Genomic DNA, 15,294 nt, shown 5'->3' with positions numbered 1-15,294 from the left:
ATTATTTCCAATCAATATGTATCCGGGCGTCGCCGGGCACTTCAAACTCCAGGTTGCCGCCTGTTACTTTTTTTCCTTTTATTTCTTCGTTATCAGCCTTTACTGTTACATCCGGTAATTTGGCTTTCCCTGTTTTAACCAGCATCAGCCTGCAGCTTAGGCGGCTGTCGCCGCCCAGTTTAAATTTTACCGGGCAATGTTTCTCAGGCGAAAAGCCATAAGTGGGATAATCCGTATAAACCATCAAGCCTGCTTCTTTAACCTGCATATAGTGCCGGGGCAAAATCCCAAATGCATTACCTGCACCATAAACTTCCTGGCCAACCGAGCCCGACTTTTCCCAGCCGTCGTGCAGGTCTTCCAACGCTATCCACAGGTTGGGGTCCAACTCGCCGATCTTCGTTTTTTCCGACAGCATCTCTTGAGGCAGCATAGTTGGATAATAATATGATGCCCGCTCTACTAAAAAGCGGATATATTCTGCCATCAGCAGGCGAATGGACGGTAAAATATCCTCGCCTTCGGCGTGCCGGAGATAATCGTGAAATGCGCAAAACACCTCCTGCTCCTCATAAACTGCGGTATACGGTGCATCGGCCAACGGAAATAAAGCAAAGAAAGACGGGAAATTCCTGCCGTAGCCATAATTGCAATCCCAAAGCCGCATGTTTTTAAAAATGTTAGCCAGGCATAGGTAACTCAGGTCTTTATAAATTTCCTTCCGGGTAATTTTATACAGGCGCAACATCGCGCCAGCCGAGAATGCCGTGTTGTTTGCCTGGTAAAACAGCCCGAATCCGAGCCCGCTCAATCTATGCGCGGCTTTTTCGGCTTCGGCCAGGTAACGCTTTTCCCCTGTTAGCTCCCAGGCCTGCAGCATAACGTGGGCATACAAGCCAGGCACATCCTTTTCCCCGCCTTTTCCCGGCTGCGTTTCGGCCTTAACAATTTCCAGAGTATCAATTTTATAGAACACCGGCCATGTATAATCGAAACGCCGGGCTACTTTGATAGAAAATTCCAGTGAATCAAGGAATAATTTTTTTGCCGCATCATCACCTTTCAGCGCCAGCCGCGATAAGTTTAACAGGGGATGGTGTAAATACCAGGAATCCATTACCAGGGGCTGTTTTTGTTCTTCCTCACCCTCCAGCTTATCGGCCATTTTAGGATGCCAGCGCATAACAGTGTCGTATTTTTCTGCGAAGAAGGCTGGTAAACCTTTTTTAATGTCTTTCATTACCTCCAGCTTTGCGCCATTCCATTCAACATAGTCAAGCAGAGGCAACAACACAGCCAATTGCACCATTATTTCGGGCGGGGTGGCATAGTCGGAAACATAAGCATTAAAATAATGGTCTCCGGCAACCTGCGACCAGCAGCCGGGGCTGTCAATAAGGTCATGCAATCCGCGTTGCAATATATCCGCCCAGTTTTTATAAGTGGTTTTTGGTTTGGGCAACTCCAGGTATATCAGGGCAAGCATATCCAGGTATTGCCGCACCATGGCCTGCTCATCTGCCGGTAATTCTTCTGAAAACACGATAAATGCATCGTTCAGCACATAAGCTTTTCCGGCCTGCAAGGGTTTATTTTTGAGCGTTGGCGGCAGCGCAAATCCAATTTCGGGCCATTCACCGCCTACCGTGTCGCCGACAGAAGTTTCTGTGTCCTGGTTATAATCTGCCAGCGCGGTAAGGTTTTGGAGATAGAAGACCGAACCCGCGTGCGGCCTTGTCATCTTGAAATATAGCTGACCTGACCGTGTCCCAACCTGACTGGCAATCACTTCGCCTTCGGCAAGTACATCGCTGCTATCCGCACCCAACGGCACAATATCGCGGGGCCAGAACGGGAATAATAACGGAATAGATGGTGTTAACGTAGTAGTCAATCGTAGCACAGGCCGTTGCTCATTGGGTAATTTTATCGCTATTTCATAGTCACCCATGCGCGACACGACGCTCATGATTATAAGGCCTTGCCTCTCCGTAGTTTTTTTAACGTCCAGGGTATCATCGGGCGAATAAGCCAGGCGGAAAGCTACCCGGCTGCCTTTTGGCCAATCTACTACAGTCCAAAGGGAATCGTTAGCATGAATGATTTCAAAGCTGTACCCGCCGGCCTGCATTTTTTGCAGCGGCTGACGGTTATCCCGGTTAAGCACCGCATTGCTATTCAATAGCCACGATGATATCGCTTTCATGTAAAGTCCCCTTTTGTAAATAGTCTCCGGTTAAAGTTGAACGCCGGGCAGACGGCGCCGCTAGAAATAGTATCACATTAACAGCGTGTAAAAAACATTGTTTTAAATTTTCATATTAAATAATATTTTTAATTAAAAACATAATTATATCACCTGTAGTTGTAGAGATATATAATCACTAACTTAAAAACTACAACTATGTTTCATCACGTTAAAGACTTACAATTTAATGCCAGGGTATCCCGCCCCGACCCACGTTTTGCCAATCTTTTATTGGAACAATTCGGGGGAGAAAACGGCGAGCTCGCTGCTGCCATGCAATATTTTACACAGGCCTTCGGCGCAAAAATGCCGCATCCGGATAAGTACGATATGCTGATGGATATCGCTACCGAGGAATTTAGCCACCTGGAGATCGTAGGCGCCACAATCCAAATGTTATTAAAAGGTGTAAACGGCGAGTTGAAAGACGCTGCGGACCAATCGGAGATCATGCAGGTAATGAATGGCAAAGCTGCAAAAGAAAGCATCATTCACCAGGCTTTAACCGCTAATCCTCAATTCGGCATTATTACCGGCGGCGGAGTTACACCGCGTAACAGCCAGGGCATTCCATGGTGTGCTTCCTACATTCACTCAAACGGCGACCTTACAGTTGACCTGCGCAGTAATCTTGCATCGGAATCACGGGCTAAGCTGGTTTATGAGCACCTGATGAAGTTTACCGATGACCCGTATGTTCACGACACGTTGTCTTTCCTGATGACACGCGAGGTAGCGCACTACAAGATGTTTGAAGCCGCGTTGATTGATATTCAGCCAAATTTTCCGCCGGGAGTTCTGGCCGCCGACCCAAGATTTACGCAGCAGGCCTTCAATATGTCTAATGGTACCACCGTCCGTGGCCCGTGGAACGAGGGTGAAATGCCAAATATGGGCAAAGAATGGGAATATGTGGCTGATCCTATTGCTTACGTAAAAGAAACACAGGGTATTACCACAACAACAGATGCCTATGCGAAAGAATTAAAGCAAACCGGCAAGCTGGATAAAGAAATGAGCAAAATAAAAAGCGATGAAGTTATCAGCAGTGAGCCGGAGGGCGTTGCCCAATGGAGCACCTATGCTGAGGAAAAATAAAGCACATGGACGAGCACCTGATTTAACGGAACAGCGCGTAATAACACCCGAAGGAAAAGGAGAAGTGGCAGACGCCACTGGTGTCAGGATTGCTGTGAAGCAGGATAGTGGTTTTACGGAAACTTTTCCTTCGGATGACTTGCAGGATGATAATAATACAGGTTGAGTTGGTAAAGCACCTAAATCTCCAACCGTTGGGTGACTTTTAAATTATGGTAACGCAGCCAATATCTCCTTGATTGAAAACTCCGCACCACATACAAATTCATCAGCGGCCCCGTAGTATATGGTTAGTTTGTCGCCATCTACTATGTGGCCGTTGGTAAATACCACATAGCCGAAAAATCCGCTAAGCTCATAGGTTTCCAGCGGCGCCATAATGGGCTCTACGGCGCGCGAGATCACGCGGGCAGGGTTATCCAGGTCCATCAGAAATGCACCCAGGCAATATTGATGCTTGCTGTTGGCCCCGTGATAAATTTCCAGCCAGCCCCTTTCAGTGCGTATGGGCGCCGCGCCGGCTCCAACCCGGGCACTGTCCCACAATCCGGGCCGTGTCTTAATCAAACATTGGTGATTGCCCCAATGCAGGCCATCGGCTGATTCTGCCAGCCAGATGTAGCTTCCGCCAATTTCTTTGCTGCTGGGGCGATGCAAACAGTAATAGCGTCCGTTTATTCTTTCTTCAAATATTGCGCAGTCTTTATTGTGCGGGGGGAATATCATGCCGCCATATTCAAAATGTTGCCAGTCTTTTGTGGTCTGCAACCCGACTCCCACTCCACTGTCTGACACTGCTGTATAGGTAAGATAGTACGTGTCGTCTATCTGGGTTACACGGCAATCCTCGGCTCCGAAACGTTCAAGTTCCCCTTTGCCGAATATCGGGGGATAACCCTCCTGTTCTGTAAAATGTATCCCGTCTTCGCTTGCCAGTAAACGCAGGTGCGAGATCGTTGTCAGATAATCAAGCCCTTTGTAGTTGATAACCCTGGCATCAGCGGCAATCAGTTCCGGATCGTTTAAGGGCACCTCTATTATTTCCGTATTGCCGGTGGCGTTTAAAGCCGGAAAAAAAATTACGCCTTCCTTCTGCGCGGCGCCTTCAGCAACCCGCACCAGCAGCCATGTTTTTCCATTGAAACGAAACGCGCCCGGATTAAGCAGGCTGATGATCTGTAAACCTGCGCCGGTTGGCTGCAGGTCTTTAGGCATTAATAACGGGTTCTGCGGGAAGCGGCGCGCAATATCATTCATAGCTGCGTGTTATTATAACGCCCGGAGTGCCGGTAGGGCAAATTTCATCCCGGGTATATTTATTTAACCCCTTGCAGAATGACTTTGTTTAAAAATTTATGTATCAGTTAATAAGTTGGCTAATTCAACGAGCTTTGCCTTTTAATTCCCAGTGATCAGTTCCGGCATTTATCACACGCACATATCTTTCACCTTTAATATGGCCATCTTCCTGTTCTTTGCCCAGGAATAGCAATACAGGCCGGCCACCGGCATCTGTTTTGAATGACAGATCAAGGCCATTGAATTGCCTGGAGACGAGTTCATTTGCAGGATAAGTTTGTTTGAGGATCTTTAAGATGCCAGGGCCTAATTGCGTTTTCATATCTATATTCAACGCGGCAAAGGTTAGTTAGTTTGAATTTTGCTGCGCCGAACAGCAATATCATTATACTCTTAACGAGCCGCGAAAGCCCCGCGCGGCATAATAGGATTCTGCGCCATTATGGTAGGTAAACACATGGTCGTACCGCCGGTCGCAAAAGACCGCGCCGCCAAGTTGCCGTATAGCCTGCGGAGTTAATACCCAGCTGGACGTTTTGGTATCGAACTTCCCGAATTGCTGGAGCGATCTATACTGTTCTTCTGTTAAAATTTCGATACCCATTGCTGCTGCCATATTAATTGCACTATCCGCAGGCTTAAATTCTTTTCTCGCGTCCAGTGCTTCCCTGTCATAGCAAAGGCTCCGGCGGCCTTTTGGGCTTTCAGCCGAACAATCATAAAAGATGTATTCGCCGGTGCTTTTATCATAACCAACAACATCAGGCTCACCACCAGTTTGCTCCATTTCATTAAGCGACGATAATTTGCCGGGATTCTCTTCCAGCCTGGCTCTTACGTCTTGCCACTCCAGCCCTGCGTGACGGGCCAGGTTTTTTTCGAAGCGGGCTTTCAATATATCGAACAACTCCTGTTGTTGCTGCTGCGTAAGTGCATTCATAACAACCGTCAGAGTTTAAAATCGCCGTTCTCATCCAGTTCCCAGAAAGGATTATAAGCCACTTCGAACAGGTAGCCATCTAAGTCCTTAAAATAGCCGCTGTAACCGCCCCAATAAACTTTCTGCGCCGGCTTTACTATAGTAGCGCCAAGACTGGCAACCTGTTTCATAACTTCGTCCACTTCTTGTTCCGAACGGGTATTATGGGAGATGGTCATCCCGGAAAATTCTGTTGGCTGATAGGTTAACGTGGCGTCATCAGCCAGCTCATCGCGGGGGTGCAAGGCCAATACTAATCCGCCCAGATTAAACAGCGCCAGGTTTTGCATGCTCTTGTCTGATTTTTTCCAGCCGAGGCCCTGCTCATAAAAGGCTAATGATTTTTCAAAATCGTCCACGCCCAGGGTAATCAGGTTTAGTTTTTGTCGCATAAGTATACATATCAGTTTAAAAGGCGCCGTCATTGCTAAAAACGAAGCAGCAACGATTCAATTTATTTGTTTTTTTATCAATCATTCATTCCCTTTCCAGCCAAAATCTGCGGTATACATTTTTCTACCCGCTCTTCCCGGGTTTTGGCTTGTTTGGCGGATGAAAAATAAAGCAGGTAGTTTCGCTGGCGCCCGGGTGTTAAAGCGTCAAAAGCTTCTTTAAGTGCGGGAATACGATCGAGCTTATACTTAAACTCATCGGCCATTTTAAATTCGTCCGTTTTTTTAAATTCAACTTTTAAACCCGCTTTCTCTATTTCAATAGCTTCATGAATGTAAGCCTTTATGGTTTCAACCATCTCTTTTGGCTGCCCATCTTCAGTAAACCGCATTTGGCGCGCCGACTGCACATTCTCTGTTTGCTGTATCAACAGGCCTTCAACGTCATTCATCAGTGCGCCTTTAAAAAATAGCATCGCGTAGTATTCTTTAAACACATGTATCAGAACGATATTATTTTTTTGCCAGGAATAGCATGGACAGCCCCATTTTAATTCTTCTTCCAGTCCGCAGTCAACCGCAATTTTGCGCAGATACTCCAGGCTATCCTGCCACTTTCCGGCTTTATTAAAGAAGAAATCAACTTTGGGATTTGTTTCGTTACTCATGATAGATGCTAATTTAAAGTTATAAATGCTATGCACCAACCGAAATAATTTTTCTGTCAGCAGGACGGAAATACCATGATATTACAGTCAAGACTAACAATAACACTGCGGGGAGTGTCTCCCCCGGCGGGCTGCCGGCCATAAGATGCGAAATTACCGCCCCCGACATCAGGAAGAAAAATCCGGCGTATGCCCATTCTTTCAGCAAAGGAAACTTAGGTGTAAGCACAGCTATTACTCCTAATATCTTCCAAACGCCAATAATGGTTAAAATATACAGGGGGTAACCCAGGCGGGCTACATTATCCGCGCCACCGGCGCCGGTTTTAGCTTTCATCAACTGAACCACCCCGGTTGAGATCATTCCCAGCGCAAGCCAGAGCGTGAGCACCCAATAAGTTATTTTTTTTGCCTTTGATTCCTGTACCATGTTATAATTGCTTTATCGGTTAGTCATATTATTTCAGCTTACCCATCACATCCTGTAAACGGTTATGGGCCATGTTAAGGCCTTGTTTAAACGGCAGTTGCATCAGTTGGTCGCGTTTGTCCGCCGATTCATATATCACGTGCATGGTAAGCTTACTCGTATCATCGGTCAGCGCTTCAAACTCATATATCTCCAGTTGAATGCCAAACGGTGCATTCTCCATTTCAAAGGTGCGGATGATTTTTTTGCCGGGGCTAAATTCATGAATCACGCCGTTAGCCTTAAACACAACATTACCTTTTGCATCGCTTGTTTCAAACCGGTAGCTGCCATGGCTCTTACTTTCCAGTTTCAGTACTTTAGTGCCCATCCACTGTTCCACAAACTCCGGTTCGGCATAGGCTTTAAAAAGTAATTCAACCGGCAGATCAAACTCACGGGTAATAAGCAGATCCTGCCTGCCGTCTTCGGCTTTAATTTTCGTTTTTAGTTCCATCGTCTTTATTTTTTTGTTGATAGGCCTTCATAACGCTCTCCAGCTTGTTAAAGCGGTCGTCCCACATCTGGCGGAACGGCTCGATAAAGTCTGCTACTTCCTTCATTTTTTTTGCGTTGATGTGATAGTAAATTTCTCTTCCGCTTTGCTCCTGTTTAAGCAACTCGCACTCTGTAAGTATGGCCAGGTGTTTTGATACTGTCGGCCGGGCAGTATTGAAGTTGGCGGCTACAGCCCCGGCAGTTAAAGTTTGCGAAGCCAGCAGCAACAGTATGGCCCGGCGGGTTGGGTCGGCAATGGCCTGGAATACGTCTCGTCGTAAATTCATTATGTAGCTATTTGACTACAAATATATATGTAGTTATTTAGCTACGCAAATTTATTTTTAGAATTTTTCAGATCTCCCATTGCCGACAATATGCCCGCTTAGCAGCACAGGCGTTTGCACCTCTGATGGACATTGGAATTACTTAGCGGGAATAAAAAGAGAAATTTTATATTTGATAACAGACAACGCCACATGTACCCTGTTCAATTTTTATTCCGGCTTGCCAAAGTAATTTCGGTAGCTGCTATCGGACTGATGGCCCTGCTTATTGTTATCGGAAACACCACCGATTACTTTACCAACTATTTATTTGTTGAGCATGTATTGAAAATGGATACCATTTTTCCCGGCAGTGCATTGCGGTATAGAAATATCGACAGCATTTATATTTTCCATGCTGCCTATATACTAATTATACTAATGGAAGCCGCCATGGCATTCTGCTGTCTGAAAGGAAGCTGGCTGCTTGCCAGAAACCTGAAAAGCAATGCAAGCGTATTCCATTCAAAGAAAAACTGGGCCGTAGCGGGGCTGATAGTTGGGATAGTAATATGGTTTTTAGGTTTTGAAGTGGTCGGCGGCGAGTGGTTTGCCATGTGGCAAAGCAAAATATGGAACGGTCTGGCTGCAGCCGAAAGAATAGTTAGCTTCCTGGTACTGATACTCATTTTCTTGCATTTAAAGGAGGAGGACTATCAAGTATCCCGGCAAAATTAACGCGACCGGAATAGGGGCAAACAGGCACATATGTGCGATGTTTTCCACAAACTTTATGACCGCGCTCCGGCCTCTCCAGGAGCAATAGCCCATCAAAAGAGTATGTTCTTTACAGTTCGTTCAAACGCCCGATAAAATTGCATACCTGCCGTTTAACAGGCTACTACTCCGAAGGAGAGCGTGCTTAAACCTTTTTTGCAACACAATTCCTCTTCTTGGGGCAAGGATGTGAAGATAAGGTTATCACATCAGTTCATCATGATTTACCATACCCCACAAACGCCATCCGCTCGCCCATTTCCTTATAGGCTTCGTTGGGCTGAGGAGCCCACGTAGCCAACCCATCCACATAGCGGTTAAACATGCAGAAGGCGGCTGCAATCAGCACGGTATCGTGTATTTCCTGGTCAGTTGCTCCTGCCGTGCGTGCAGCAGCTACGTCGTCATCGGTTACATGTTTGCCTCCTTTTTGTACCTGGTGAGCCACGTTCAGCAAGGCCCGCAGTTTATCGGACACCGGAGTATCCGGTAGGCCAGCTTTAATTTCGTCAATTAAACCGAGGCCTGTTTGCAAATGTGCTGCCGCCGCGGCTGCATGCGAGGTATGGCAAAAGTGACAGTCGTTTTTAAAAGACACTGATGCTGCAATAATTTCGCGCTCACCGCTGCTTAGCCCCGACTCTCCGCGCAGCAGTGTTTCGGCAAGCGCCAATAGCGGCTTAGCCGTTTCCGGGCGAAAGTCTAACAATCCCCGTATGCCTGGTAATTCTTCGTTATTTAGTTTAATGTGTGCCATGTTATTTTAGTCGTTTATGTCAGTTTCATCTCGCTTACTTTAATGGGCGGCGTGCCGTAGCCCTCACGTGCGCGCTGCTCTCCCATTTTGTCATACAGTTCGTCGTTATGTGGCTGCCAGGTAGCAAGCCCGTCTACATAGCGGTTGTACATGCAAAACGCGGCAGCAATCAGCACGGTGTCATGTATCTCTATATCGGTAGCGCCCTGCTCACGTGCTGCGGAAACATCCTGTTCTGTTACGTTTTTACCGCCCGACTGCACTTTAGCCGCTATCCTCAACAGCGCTTTCAGCTTATCGCTCACCGGTGCTGTATCTGCGTCAGTCAAAACAGCTTTCACAGTTTCTGCATCGTTGCCGAGTTGATGTTTGGCTATGGCGCCATGGATATTAGTGCAATAGTAGCAGGTATTCAGGTTGGATACATAGGTGGCTATCAGTTCACGCTCACCGGCCGGCAGCGTTGGATGCGGGTCGTGAAGCAGTACCTGTACCAGATCATTTAACGGCTTTGCGGTTTCGGGCCGGTATACGAAAAGGCTGCGGATGCCCGGATAATCGTTTGATAAATTAATGTGTGGCATGTTTTTATTTCTTTATATATTCAATTCTAAACGCTCGATTGGTAGCCCTCTTCTGCACGGCGGGGCGCCCGGTCAACATAAAACTGCCTGTCCGGCGGCGCCCAGGTACCCAAACCGTCGACATACCGATTGAACATGCAGAAGGACGCAGCTATCAAAACAGTGTCATGGATTTCAACATCAGTCGCGCCCTGCGCCCTTGCTGCTTCAATCTGTTCAGCGGTAACGTGCTTGCCGCCTTTTTGAACGCTTGCGGCTATGGATAGTAAGGCCTTCATTTTAGGCGATAACTCTGCTGAACGGAAATCATCTTTAATTGCATCAATTTGCGAAATATCACATTGCAGGTAATGTCCGGCCAATGCCCCGTGTACGTTCTGGCAAAAAAAGCAATCGTTCAGATAAGATACATAAGTGCCTATCAACTCCCTTTCGCCGCGGGTAAGCGTATTGTTATCATCGCGCAGCAAAATCTCGGCTAACGCATTGAGGGGCTCTGCCGTTTCGGGGCGATAAGCCATTGGCCCGCGTATGCCCGGCAAGTCGTTATTTAAATCTATGTGTGCCATCTTTTATAATTTAGATTTTTATTGGTTCAAAAGCTATTTTAAAGTCTCGCTCCTCACAGAAACCGTTTGAGGTTGAACTTTATGCCGCAACTTTAAGGTCCTTAGTAAACAAAGTTATCAGTAAGCCTATCAAAAACACCAGGGAGAAAATGAACAGCGAATTGCCGTATCCTCCCAATGTAGTCACAAGTACGCCAACAAACAGCACTGCCGTTCCGGTAAACAATCTGCCTGCGTTAAAGCAGATGCCTGTAGCTGACGAACGCACCCCTGTTGGAAACAGCGCCGGTATATAAACCGACAGTATCCCCTGGCTTGCACCAAAAAATAGCGCCATTAATGCGATTTCGGCATAAATTATAGGCGAGAATGTGTTATTGGTTTTAAATAATATAAACGATAAAACCGTGCAAACCATGAAGCAGGTGATCATGGAGCGCTTTAAACCCATCAGGTTTACCAGCCAGCCGGAAAAGAAACCACCGGCCAGGCCACCCATACCCATGCACATCATACTCAAGCCGCGGGCTTTACTGGCATCGCCAACACTAATACTTTGTATCCAGGTGGGCAGCCAGGAGAATACGGCCCACAGGCCTATCAGCATTGCTCCAAAAATCAATGATCCGGTTAACATTGCCTTCCGGTTTCCTGGTGACAACAAGCTGCCGGAGGACGCCTGTGAAGCCTTTTTTTCTGAATGGTGCTTTTTCCAAAGATCGGATTCTGCTATGGCGCCTAATGCTAACAAGGCCAGTACAACAGGTATAACACCCACCAGGAAACCCAACCGCCATGATGGCATAATAACATTGATAACGCCTGCAGAAAATATGCCTACCGGGAATGCAATGGAAAGTATGCCTGTATAAACGGCCCTGGTTTTTTGCGGCCAAACTTCGCTTACCAGGGTAAAGGCAATTACCAGATCTCCCCCCACACCGAAACCGCTCATAAAACGGCAAACCATAACACCACCCCAACCGGTCATATAACCGGTGAGGATGGTAAAAATGCCGTAACTGGCCGCTGCGAACACCAGGGCCATTTTACGGCCGATCTTATCGCTAATAATTCCCCAGAAAAAGCCTCCAAAGGCCCAGCCAAAGATAAAAAGCGAATTGATCAGCCCGCTTAGATAGTTAATATCCTGCTGGCTGTTGTTTCCCTGTAATTCTTTTACAACCACAGGCAGATACACCGACATCAGCGTCGATATGGCCCCGCCTAATGCACTGCTTACAAAACAAATAACAAATAATGCGGCCAGCTTTGCCGGGGATAGCTGTTTGGGCTGTACCGTTTCTAAGGTCAGTGTTTCCATGTTATTTCAATAAGTTATCGAAGGTTATTCCTAAATAATAAATAGCGCCGACAGCAGGCGAGCCATAAGCCTGGTAAACGCGGTTGTTAAAGATGTTGCTGCCACCGAGCTTAATTGTAGCGCCGATTTTTGGCAGCTTTTTGTTTACCTGCAAATCAACCATCGAGTAAGCAGCTATACGACCCGGATTATTGGCATTGAAGGTTCCGTACCAATCGAACGCACTTTGCCAGTGCCAGTTAAGGTTAAAGCCATACCCGTTGCTAAAGTTGCTGTTGCCAAAGGTGAAGTTGCCGCTCCATTTAGGGGTGTTAAAGGCCGCCACGTTGTTTTGGTTGGCGGAGCCAAGATTGAACACCGATAATGTTACATTGGCGCCGGCCGTGTACCCGCGTTGGAACAGGTAGGTTAAACCTGCGCCGGCGCCCTGTTCAGATACCTTATCGGTTGAGTTGGTATACAACTGATAGGCGTGAATTTTGCCACCCGGAATATCGGCAGCCGCATCCGGATTAACCTTGCCATCAGCACCAAAGATGGCATCCTGCGGATTGATGACTACCGTATTCAGAATAAAGTTAGTATAGCTGCTGTAATAATAGTTTACATCTATCAGCAATTTATCTTCAATAAAGCTTTTATAGCCTAACTCGAATGCCTTTTGTTTTTCAGGCTTGATGTAGGCTACAGTTGCCTTTTGCAACAGATCTTTGTTTTGGGCAACGGCCTGCGGAAAAGATGCACCTCCCTGTACCGCTGCGCCAAATGCAGCGCCGAACTTGCTTACCGAGGCCGCAGTAAACGAATTTGAATAAACATTCAGGTCTTTGCTATTAGCAGGCGCGCCACCCAGGATAGTAATAGGTCCTACGTTAAGATGGATAAACTGGTCAACCGGGGTTGGGTTTCGGAAGCCTGTCTGGTAGGATGCACGGAAGTAATTCTTTTTGTCGGCACTGTAAACAGCAGAGAAACGTGGCGTAAAGCTGCCCTCAAAGTTCTCATTCTTATCATAACGGACGGATGCCAAGAGGCTCAGCTGATCATCAATCAGTTTTTTTCCGGCCTGGGCATAAGTACCGTATTCCTGTATGGTGATCTTTTTGTTTTTATCATCAAACAAGCTTCCGTTCGTAAACATATCGTAATCGCGGAAGCTGCCGCCAACCTGCAAATCGAATACTTTTATAGCGCTGCTGAAATCGTACTGACCTTCAGCGTGATAAAACTTACTATTACTGAACACCCCTGCTCCGCTAAGGCCATAATTGTGTACCGAAGCATCCTTGGCCTGGTTAAACTGTGCTGTTCCCGGCAAAAAACGCCCCTGGTCGGCAAATGCGCGGGCGGCTGCATTATCGTGGCCGGTTACTCCGTTTACCGTGCCATTGTAAGCATTCTGATAACGAGTAAACCACATGTTGTCGGCCTGATCGGGGCTTACCACGTTGCCGTTCATATCCTGCACCCAGTCGCGGTTGATGAATTGGGCCAATGAGCGGGTGTTATAGGAGTCGTGGGAGTTCTCGGCTACCGAATATCCTCTTACAAAAAAATTGCTGCCTTTTAATTCAATTCGGTGCGTTTGCAGCACAAAGTTATTCAGATCAAAACGGCTGCTACCGGTGTAGCTGGCGGTTCCGCGGCCGTAGTTATATTGATAAGTGGCTTCCAGGCTATTATTAAACTTATACTCCAAAGCACCGTTCAGCTTCAGGCTGTAAACGCCATAGTTCATCAGGTCTTTTTCCTCGTAGCCGGTCCTTGAAACCAAACCAATGCCGGGCAAGGTTTTGTTTACTTCGTCGCCATAAATATTCAAAGCGTCGCGGCCAGGGTTATCAGGGCCGCGCTGTGCGGGAGGCGTAGAGGCACTGATATCGGTATAGTTGTTGGCATACCAGTCGGTACCGCGCAGGTACGACGCATTCATTTTAAAGGCGAATTTATTATTGAAAGCCTTAGCATAACGTAGAGCAAAATCATAAATTCCCTTGGCACCAACGCCTGATTCGCCAATGTGATTAACACCCGACTTCGCTGCCAATGTTAAGCCCTGGTAGTCAAAAGCATCTTTGGTATGCATTAGCAAAGCCCCGTTGAATGCCATCGGACCGTAAAGCGCAGATGCTGCACCGGGGACAACTTCCACACTTTCTATATCTATATCAGAGGCGCCAAACAGGTTCCCAACGGCGAAGTTGAGGCCGGGAGTTTGGTTGTCGACGCCATCTACCAGCTGCAAAAAGCGCGAATTGCCGGTATTGTTAAAGCCGCGGGTATTTACCTGTTTGTAGGTAATACTGCTGGTAATGGCTTCCATGCCCTTAAGCGATTGCAGGCCATCGTAAAAATTAAATGATGGATTTTCGCGAATAGCTTTCTGGTTCATTTTTTCGATACTCACCGGCGAGGCCAGGATACTTTGGTTTACCCTTGTAGCAGCGGTAACCACCTCGTTCAACGCTACAGCTACCTGCTTCAGGCTTATATTTACCGTTTGGCCGGCGCTGGTTACAGTAACTAATTTATCAGCATAACCAACATTGGTTACCTGTAAAATCAATGGAAACTTAAGCTGGCCGGCGTTCAGACTGAAGTTGCCTTTCGAATCGGTAATGGTGCCTGCAATTTTACCTTTTACGGTAATACTCGCGCCATTTACGGGCGTATTGCTGAGCGAATCGGTTACGGTGCCCGTTATTCGGGCTTGCTGCGCGTAAAGTTTTATGCAGCTCAATAGTAATAATATCAGGAGAAGTTTTTTCATTGTGAATTTTTGACTGAGTTAACAATTATTGTTATTTTTTTAAATGATCGTAACCTTGCGGAAGGCGCATATAACCATGATTTTTCAAGCGCTCGGCCAGGTAGCCGAAAAAGGTTGGATTATCGGGTAAAGCAGTCGCCAGTCCGTCTACGTAGCGGTTATACAGGCAAAAGAGAGCCGAAATAAGCACCGTGTCATGAATTTCCAGGTCTGTAGCGCCGGCCGCTTTAGCGCGTGCAATATGCTCCGGCTTGACCGACTTTCCGCTTTCACGCACTTTGTCGGCTATCACCAGCAGTGCTTTCATTTTTTCGCTGACAGGCGCTGATTCAATGTCGGTTTTTACGCAGGAACTGGTTTTGTTTTCATCCAAAAAAATGTCTGCAGCGGCAGTATGTGCAGCGGTGCAGAACCGGCATTGGTTACCGTTTGAGGTTACAGTGGCAATCAATTCGCGTTCGCCTTCTGTAAGTGTCGACTGGCCGCGCAGTAAAATCTGTGTAAGTTCACGTATAGGCTGAGCGGTATCCTTACGGTATTCTAATAAGCCGGTAATACCCGGCAGGTGTTCTTCAACTGCTATGTGTGGCATTGTT

At 47.0% G+C, this 15,294-nt stretch carries 18 protein-coding genes; 3 read left to right on the top strand and 15 right to left on the bottom strand.

Features of this window, described 5'->3' with window-relative positions:
• Position 1: 1 nt before the first annotated feature.
• Positions 2-2,206, bottom strand: coding sequence for a hypothetical protein (locus Q3W13_RS14410; RefSeq protein ID WP_302864900.1), 2,205 nt, complete (start codon positions 2,204-2,206; stop codon positions 2-4).
• Positions 2,207-2,404: 198 nt separating this feature from the next.
• Between Q3W13_RS14410 and Q3W13_RS14405 the strand changes: the two genes are divergently transcribed.
• The gene (locus Q3W13_RS14405; protein ID WP_302864898.1) at positions 2,405-3,346 is read left to right on the top strand and encodes a manganese catalase family protein; all 942 of its coding nucleotides are present in this window, start codon (positions 2,405-2,407) and stop codon (positions 3,344-3,346) included.
• Entirely contained in the window at positions 3,330-3,512 is a 183-nt protein-coding gene (locus tag Q3W13_RS14400; protein WP_302864896.1) for a hypothetical protein, read from the top strand. Before Q3W13_RS14405 ends, Q3W13_RS14400 begins: the two co-directional genes overlap by 17 nt.
• Positions 3,513-3,556: 44 nt before the next feature.
• On the opposite strand, the gene Q3W13_RS14395 is transcribed toward Q3W13_RS14400, so the two are convergent.
• From Q3W13_RS14395 to Q3W13_RS14360, 8 genes are all read right to left on the bottom strand, one after another.
• Complete coding sequence (locus Q3W13_RS14395; RefSeq protein WP_302864894.1) at positions 3,557-4,603, bottom strand: glycoside hydrolase family 130 protein; 1,047 nt, start codon at positions 4,601-4,603, stop codon at positions 3,557-3,559.
• Positions 4,604-4,727: 124 nt separating this feature from the next.
• Positions 4,728-4,967 (bottom strand): hypothetical protein, encoded by a 240-nt coding sequence (locus Q3W13_RS14390; protein ID WP_302864892.1) that lies wholly within the window; start codon positions 4,965-4,967, stop codon positions 4,728-4,730.
• 63 nt (positions 4,968-5,030) lie between these two features.
• Positions 5,031-5,585 (bottom strand): DUF4256 domain-containing protein, encoded by a 555-nt coding sequence (locus tag Q3W13_RS14385; protein WP_302864890.1) that lies wholly within the window; start codon positions 5,583-5,585, stop codon positions 5,031-5,033.
• Between the two features lie 8 nt (positions 5,586-5,593).
• Complete coding sequence (locus tag Q3W13_RS14380; RefSeq protein WP_302864888.1) at positions 5,594-6,016, bottom strand: VOC family protein; 423 nt, start codon at positions 6,014-6,016, stop codon at positions 5,594-5,596.
• A gap of 77 nt (positions 6,017-6,093) precedes the next feature.
• Positions 6,094-6,684: a YdeI family protein gene (locus Q3W13_RS14375; protein WP_302864887.1), complete on the bottom strand. Its 591-nt coding sequence runs from the start codon at positions 6,682-6,684 to the stop codon at positions 6,094-6,096.
• Positions 6,685-6,712: 28 nt separating this feature from the next.
• Complete coding sequence (locus Q3W13_RS14370; protein WP_302864886.1) at positions 6,713-7,114, bottom strand: DoxX family protein; 402 nt, start codon at positions 7,112-7,114, stop codon at positions 6,713-6,715.
• Between the two features lie 28 nt (positions 7,115-7,142).
• On the bottom strand, positions 7,143-7,610 hold the full coding sequence (locus Q3W13_RS14365) for an SRPBCC domain-containing protein (protein ID WP_302864885.1): 468 nt from the start codon (positions 7,608-7,610) through the stop codon (positions 7,143-7,145).
• Positions 7,588-7,938, bottom strand: a complete 351-nt coding sequence (locus tag Q3W13_RS14360; RefSeq protein WP_302864883.1) for a helix-turn-helix transcriptional regulator — start codon at positions 7,936-7,938, stop codon at positions 7,588-7,590. Before Q3W13_RS14360 ends, Q3W13_RS14365 begins: the two co-directional genes overlap by 23 nt.
• 192 nt (positions 7,939-8,130) lie before the next feature.
• Here Q3W13_RS14360 and Q3W13_RS14355 point away from each other — a divergent pair, with 192 nt between their 5' ends.
• Complete coding sequence (locus tag Q3W13_RS14355; protein WP_302864881.1) at positions 8,131-8,655, top strand: DUF2165 family protein; 525 nt, start codon at positions 8,131-8,133, stop codon at positions 8,653-8,655.
• A 256-nt stretch (positions 8,656-8,911) separates the two neighbouring features.
• Here Q3W13_RS14355 and Q3W13_RS14350 read toward each other — a convergent pair whose 3' ends face one another.
• The 6 genes from Q3W13_RS14350 to Q3W13_RS14325 all read right to left on the bottom strand — a co-directional run bounded on the left by Q3W13_RS14350 (position 8,912) and on the right by Q3W13_RS14325 (position 15,290).
• Positions 8,912-9,451, bottom strand: a complete 540-nt coding sequence (locus Q3W13_RS14350; protein ID WP_302864878.1) for a carboxymuconolactone decarboxylase family protein — start codon at positions 9,449-9,451, stop codon at positions 8,912-8,914.
• A 14-nt stretch (positions 9,452-9,465) separates the two neighbouring features.
• The gene (locus tag Q3W13_RS14345; protein ID WP_302864876.1) at positions 9,466-10,035 is read right to left on the bottom strand and encodes a carboxymuconolactone decarboxylase family protein; all 570 of its coding nucleotides are present in this window, start codon (positions 10,033-10,035) and stop codon (positions 9,466-9,468) included.
• A 26-nt stretch (positions 10,036-10,061) separates the two neighbouring features.
• A complete protein-coding gene (locus Q3W13_RS14340; RefSeq protein WP_302864874.1) occupies positions 10,062-10,604 on the bottom strand; it encodes a carboxymuconolactone decarboxylase family protein in 543 nt (180 codons plus the stop codon).
• A 79-nt stretch (positions 10,605-10,683) separates the two neighbouring features.
• Positions 10,684-11,928 (bottom strand): MFS transporter, encoded by a 1,245-nt coding sequence (locus tag Q3W13_RS14335; protein WP_302864872.1) that lies wholly within the window; start codon positions 11,926-11,928, stop codon positions 10,684-10,686.
• Position 11,929: 1 nt separating this feature from the next.
• Entirely contained in the window at positions 11,930-14,698 is a 2,769-nt protein-coding gene (locus Q3W13_RS14330; protein ID WP_302864871.1) for a TonB-dependent receptor, read from the bottom strand.
• A gap of 31 nt (positions 14,699-14,729) precedes the next feature.
• A complete protein-coding gene (locus tag Q3W13_RS14325; protein ID WP_302864869.1) occupies positions 14,730-15,290 on the bottom strand; it encodes a carboxymuconolactone decarboxylase family protein in 561 nt (186 codons plus the stop codon).
• Positions 15,291-15,294: the final 4 nt, after the last annotated feature.

It is taken from the genome of Mucilaginibacter sp. L3T2-6, from assembly GCF_030519355.1.
Classification (GTDB): domain Bacteria; phylum Bacteroidota; class Bacteroidia; order Sphingobacteriales; family Sphingobacteriaceae; genus Mucilaginibacter.
This window is presented reverse-complemented; position numbering and strand designations above follow the sequence as displayed.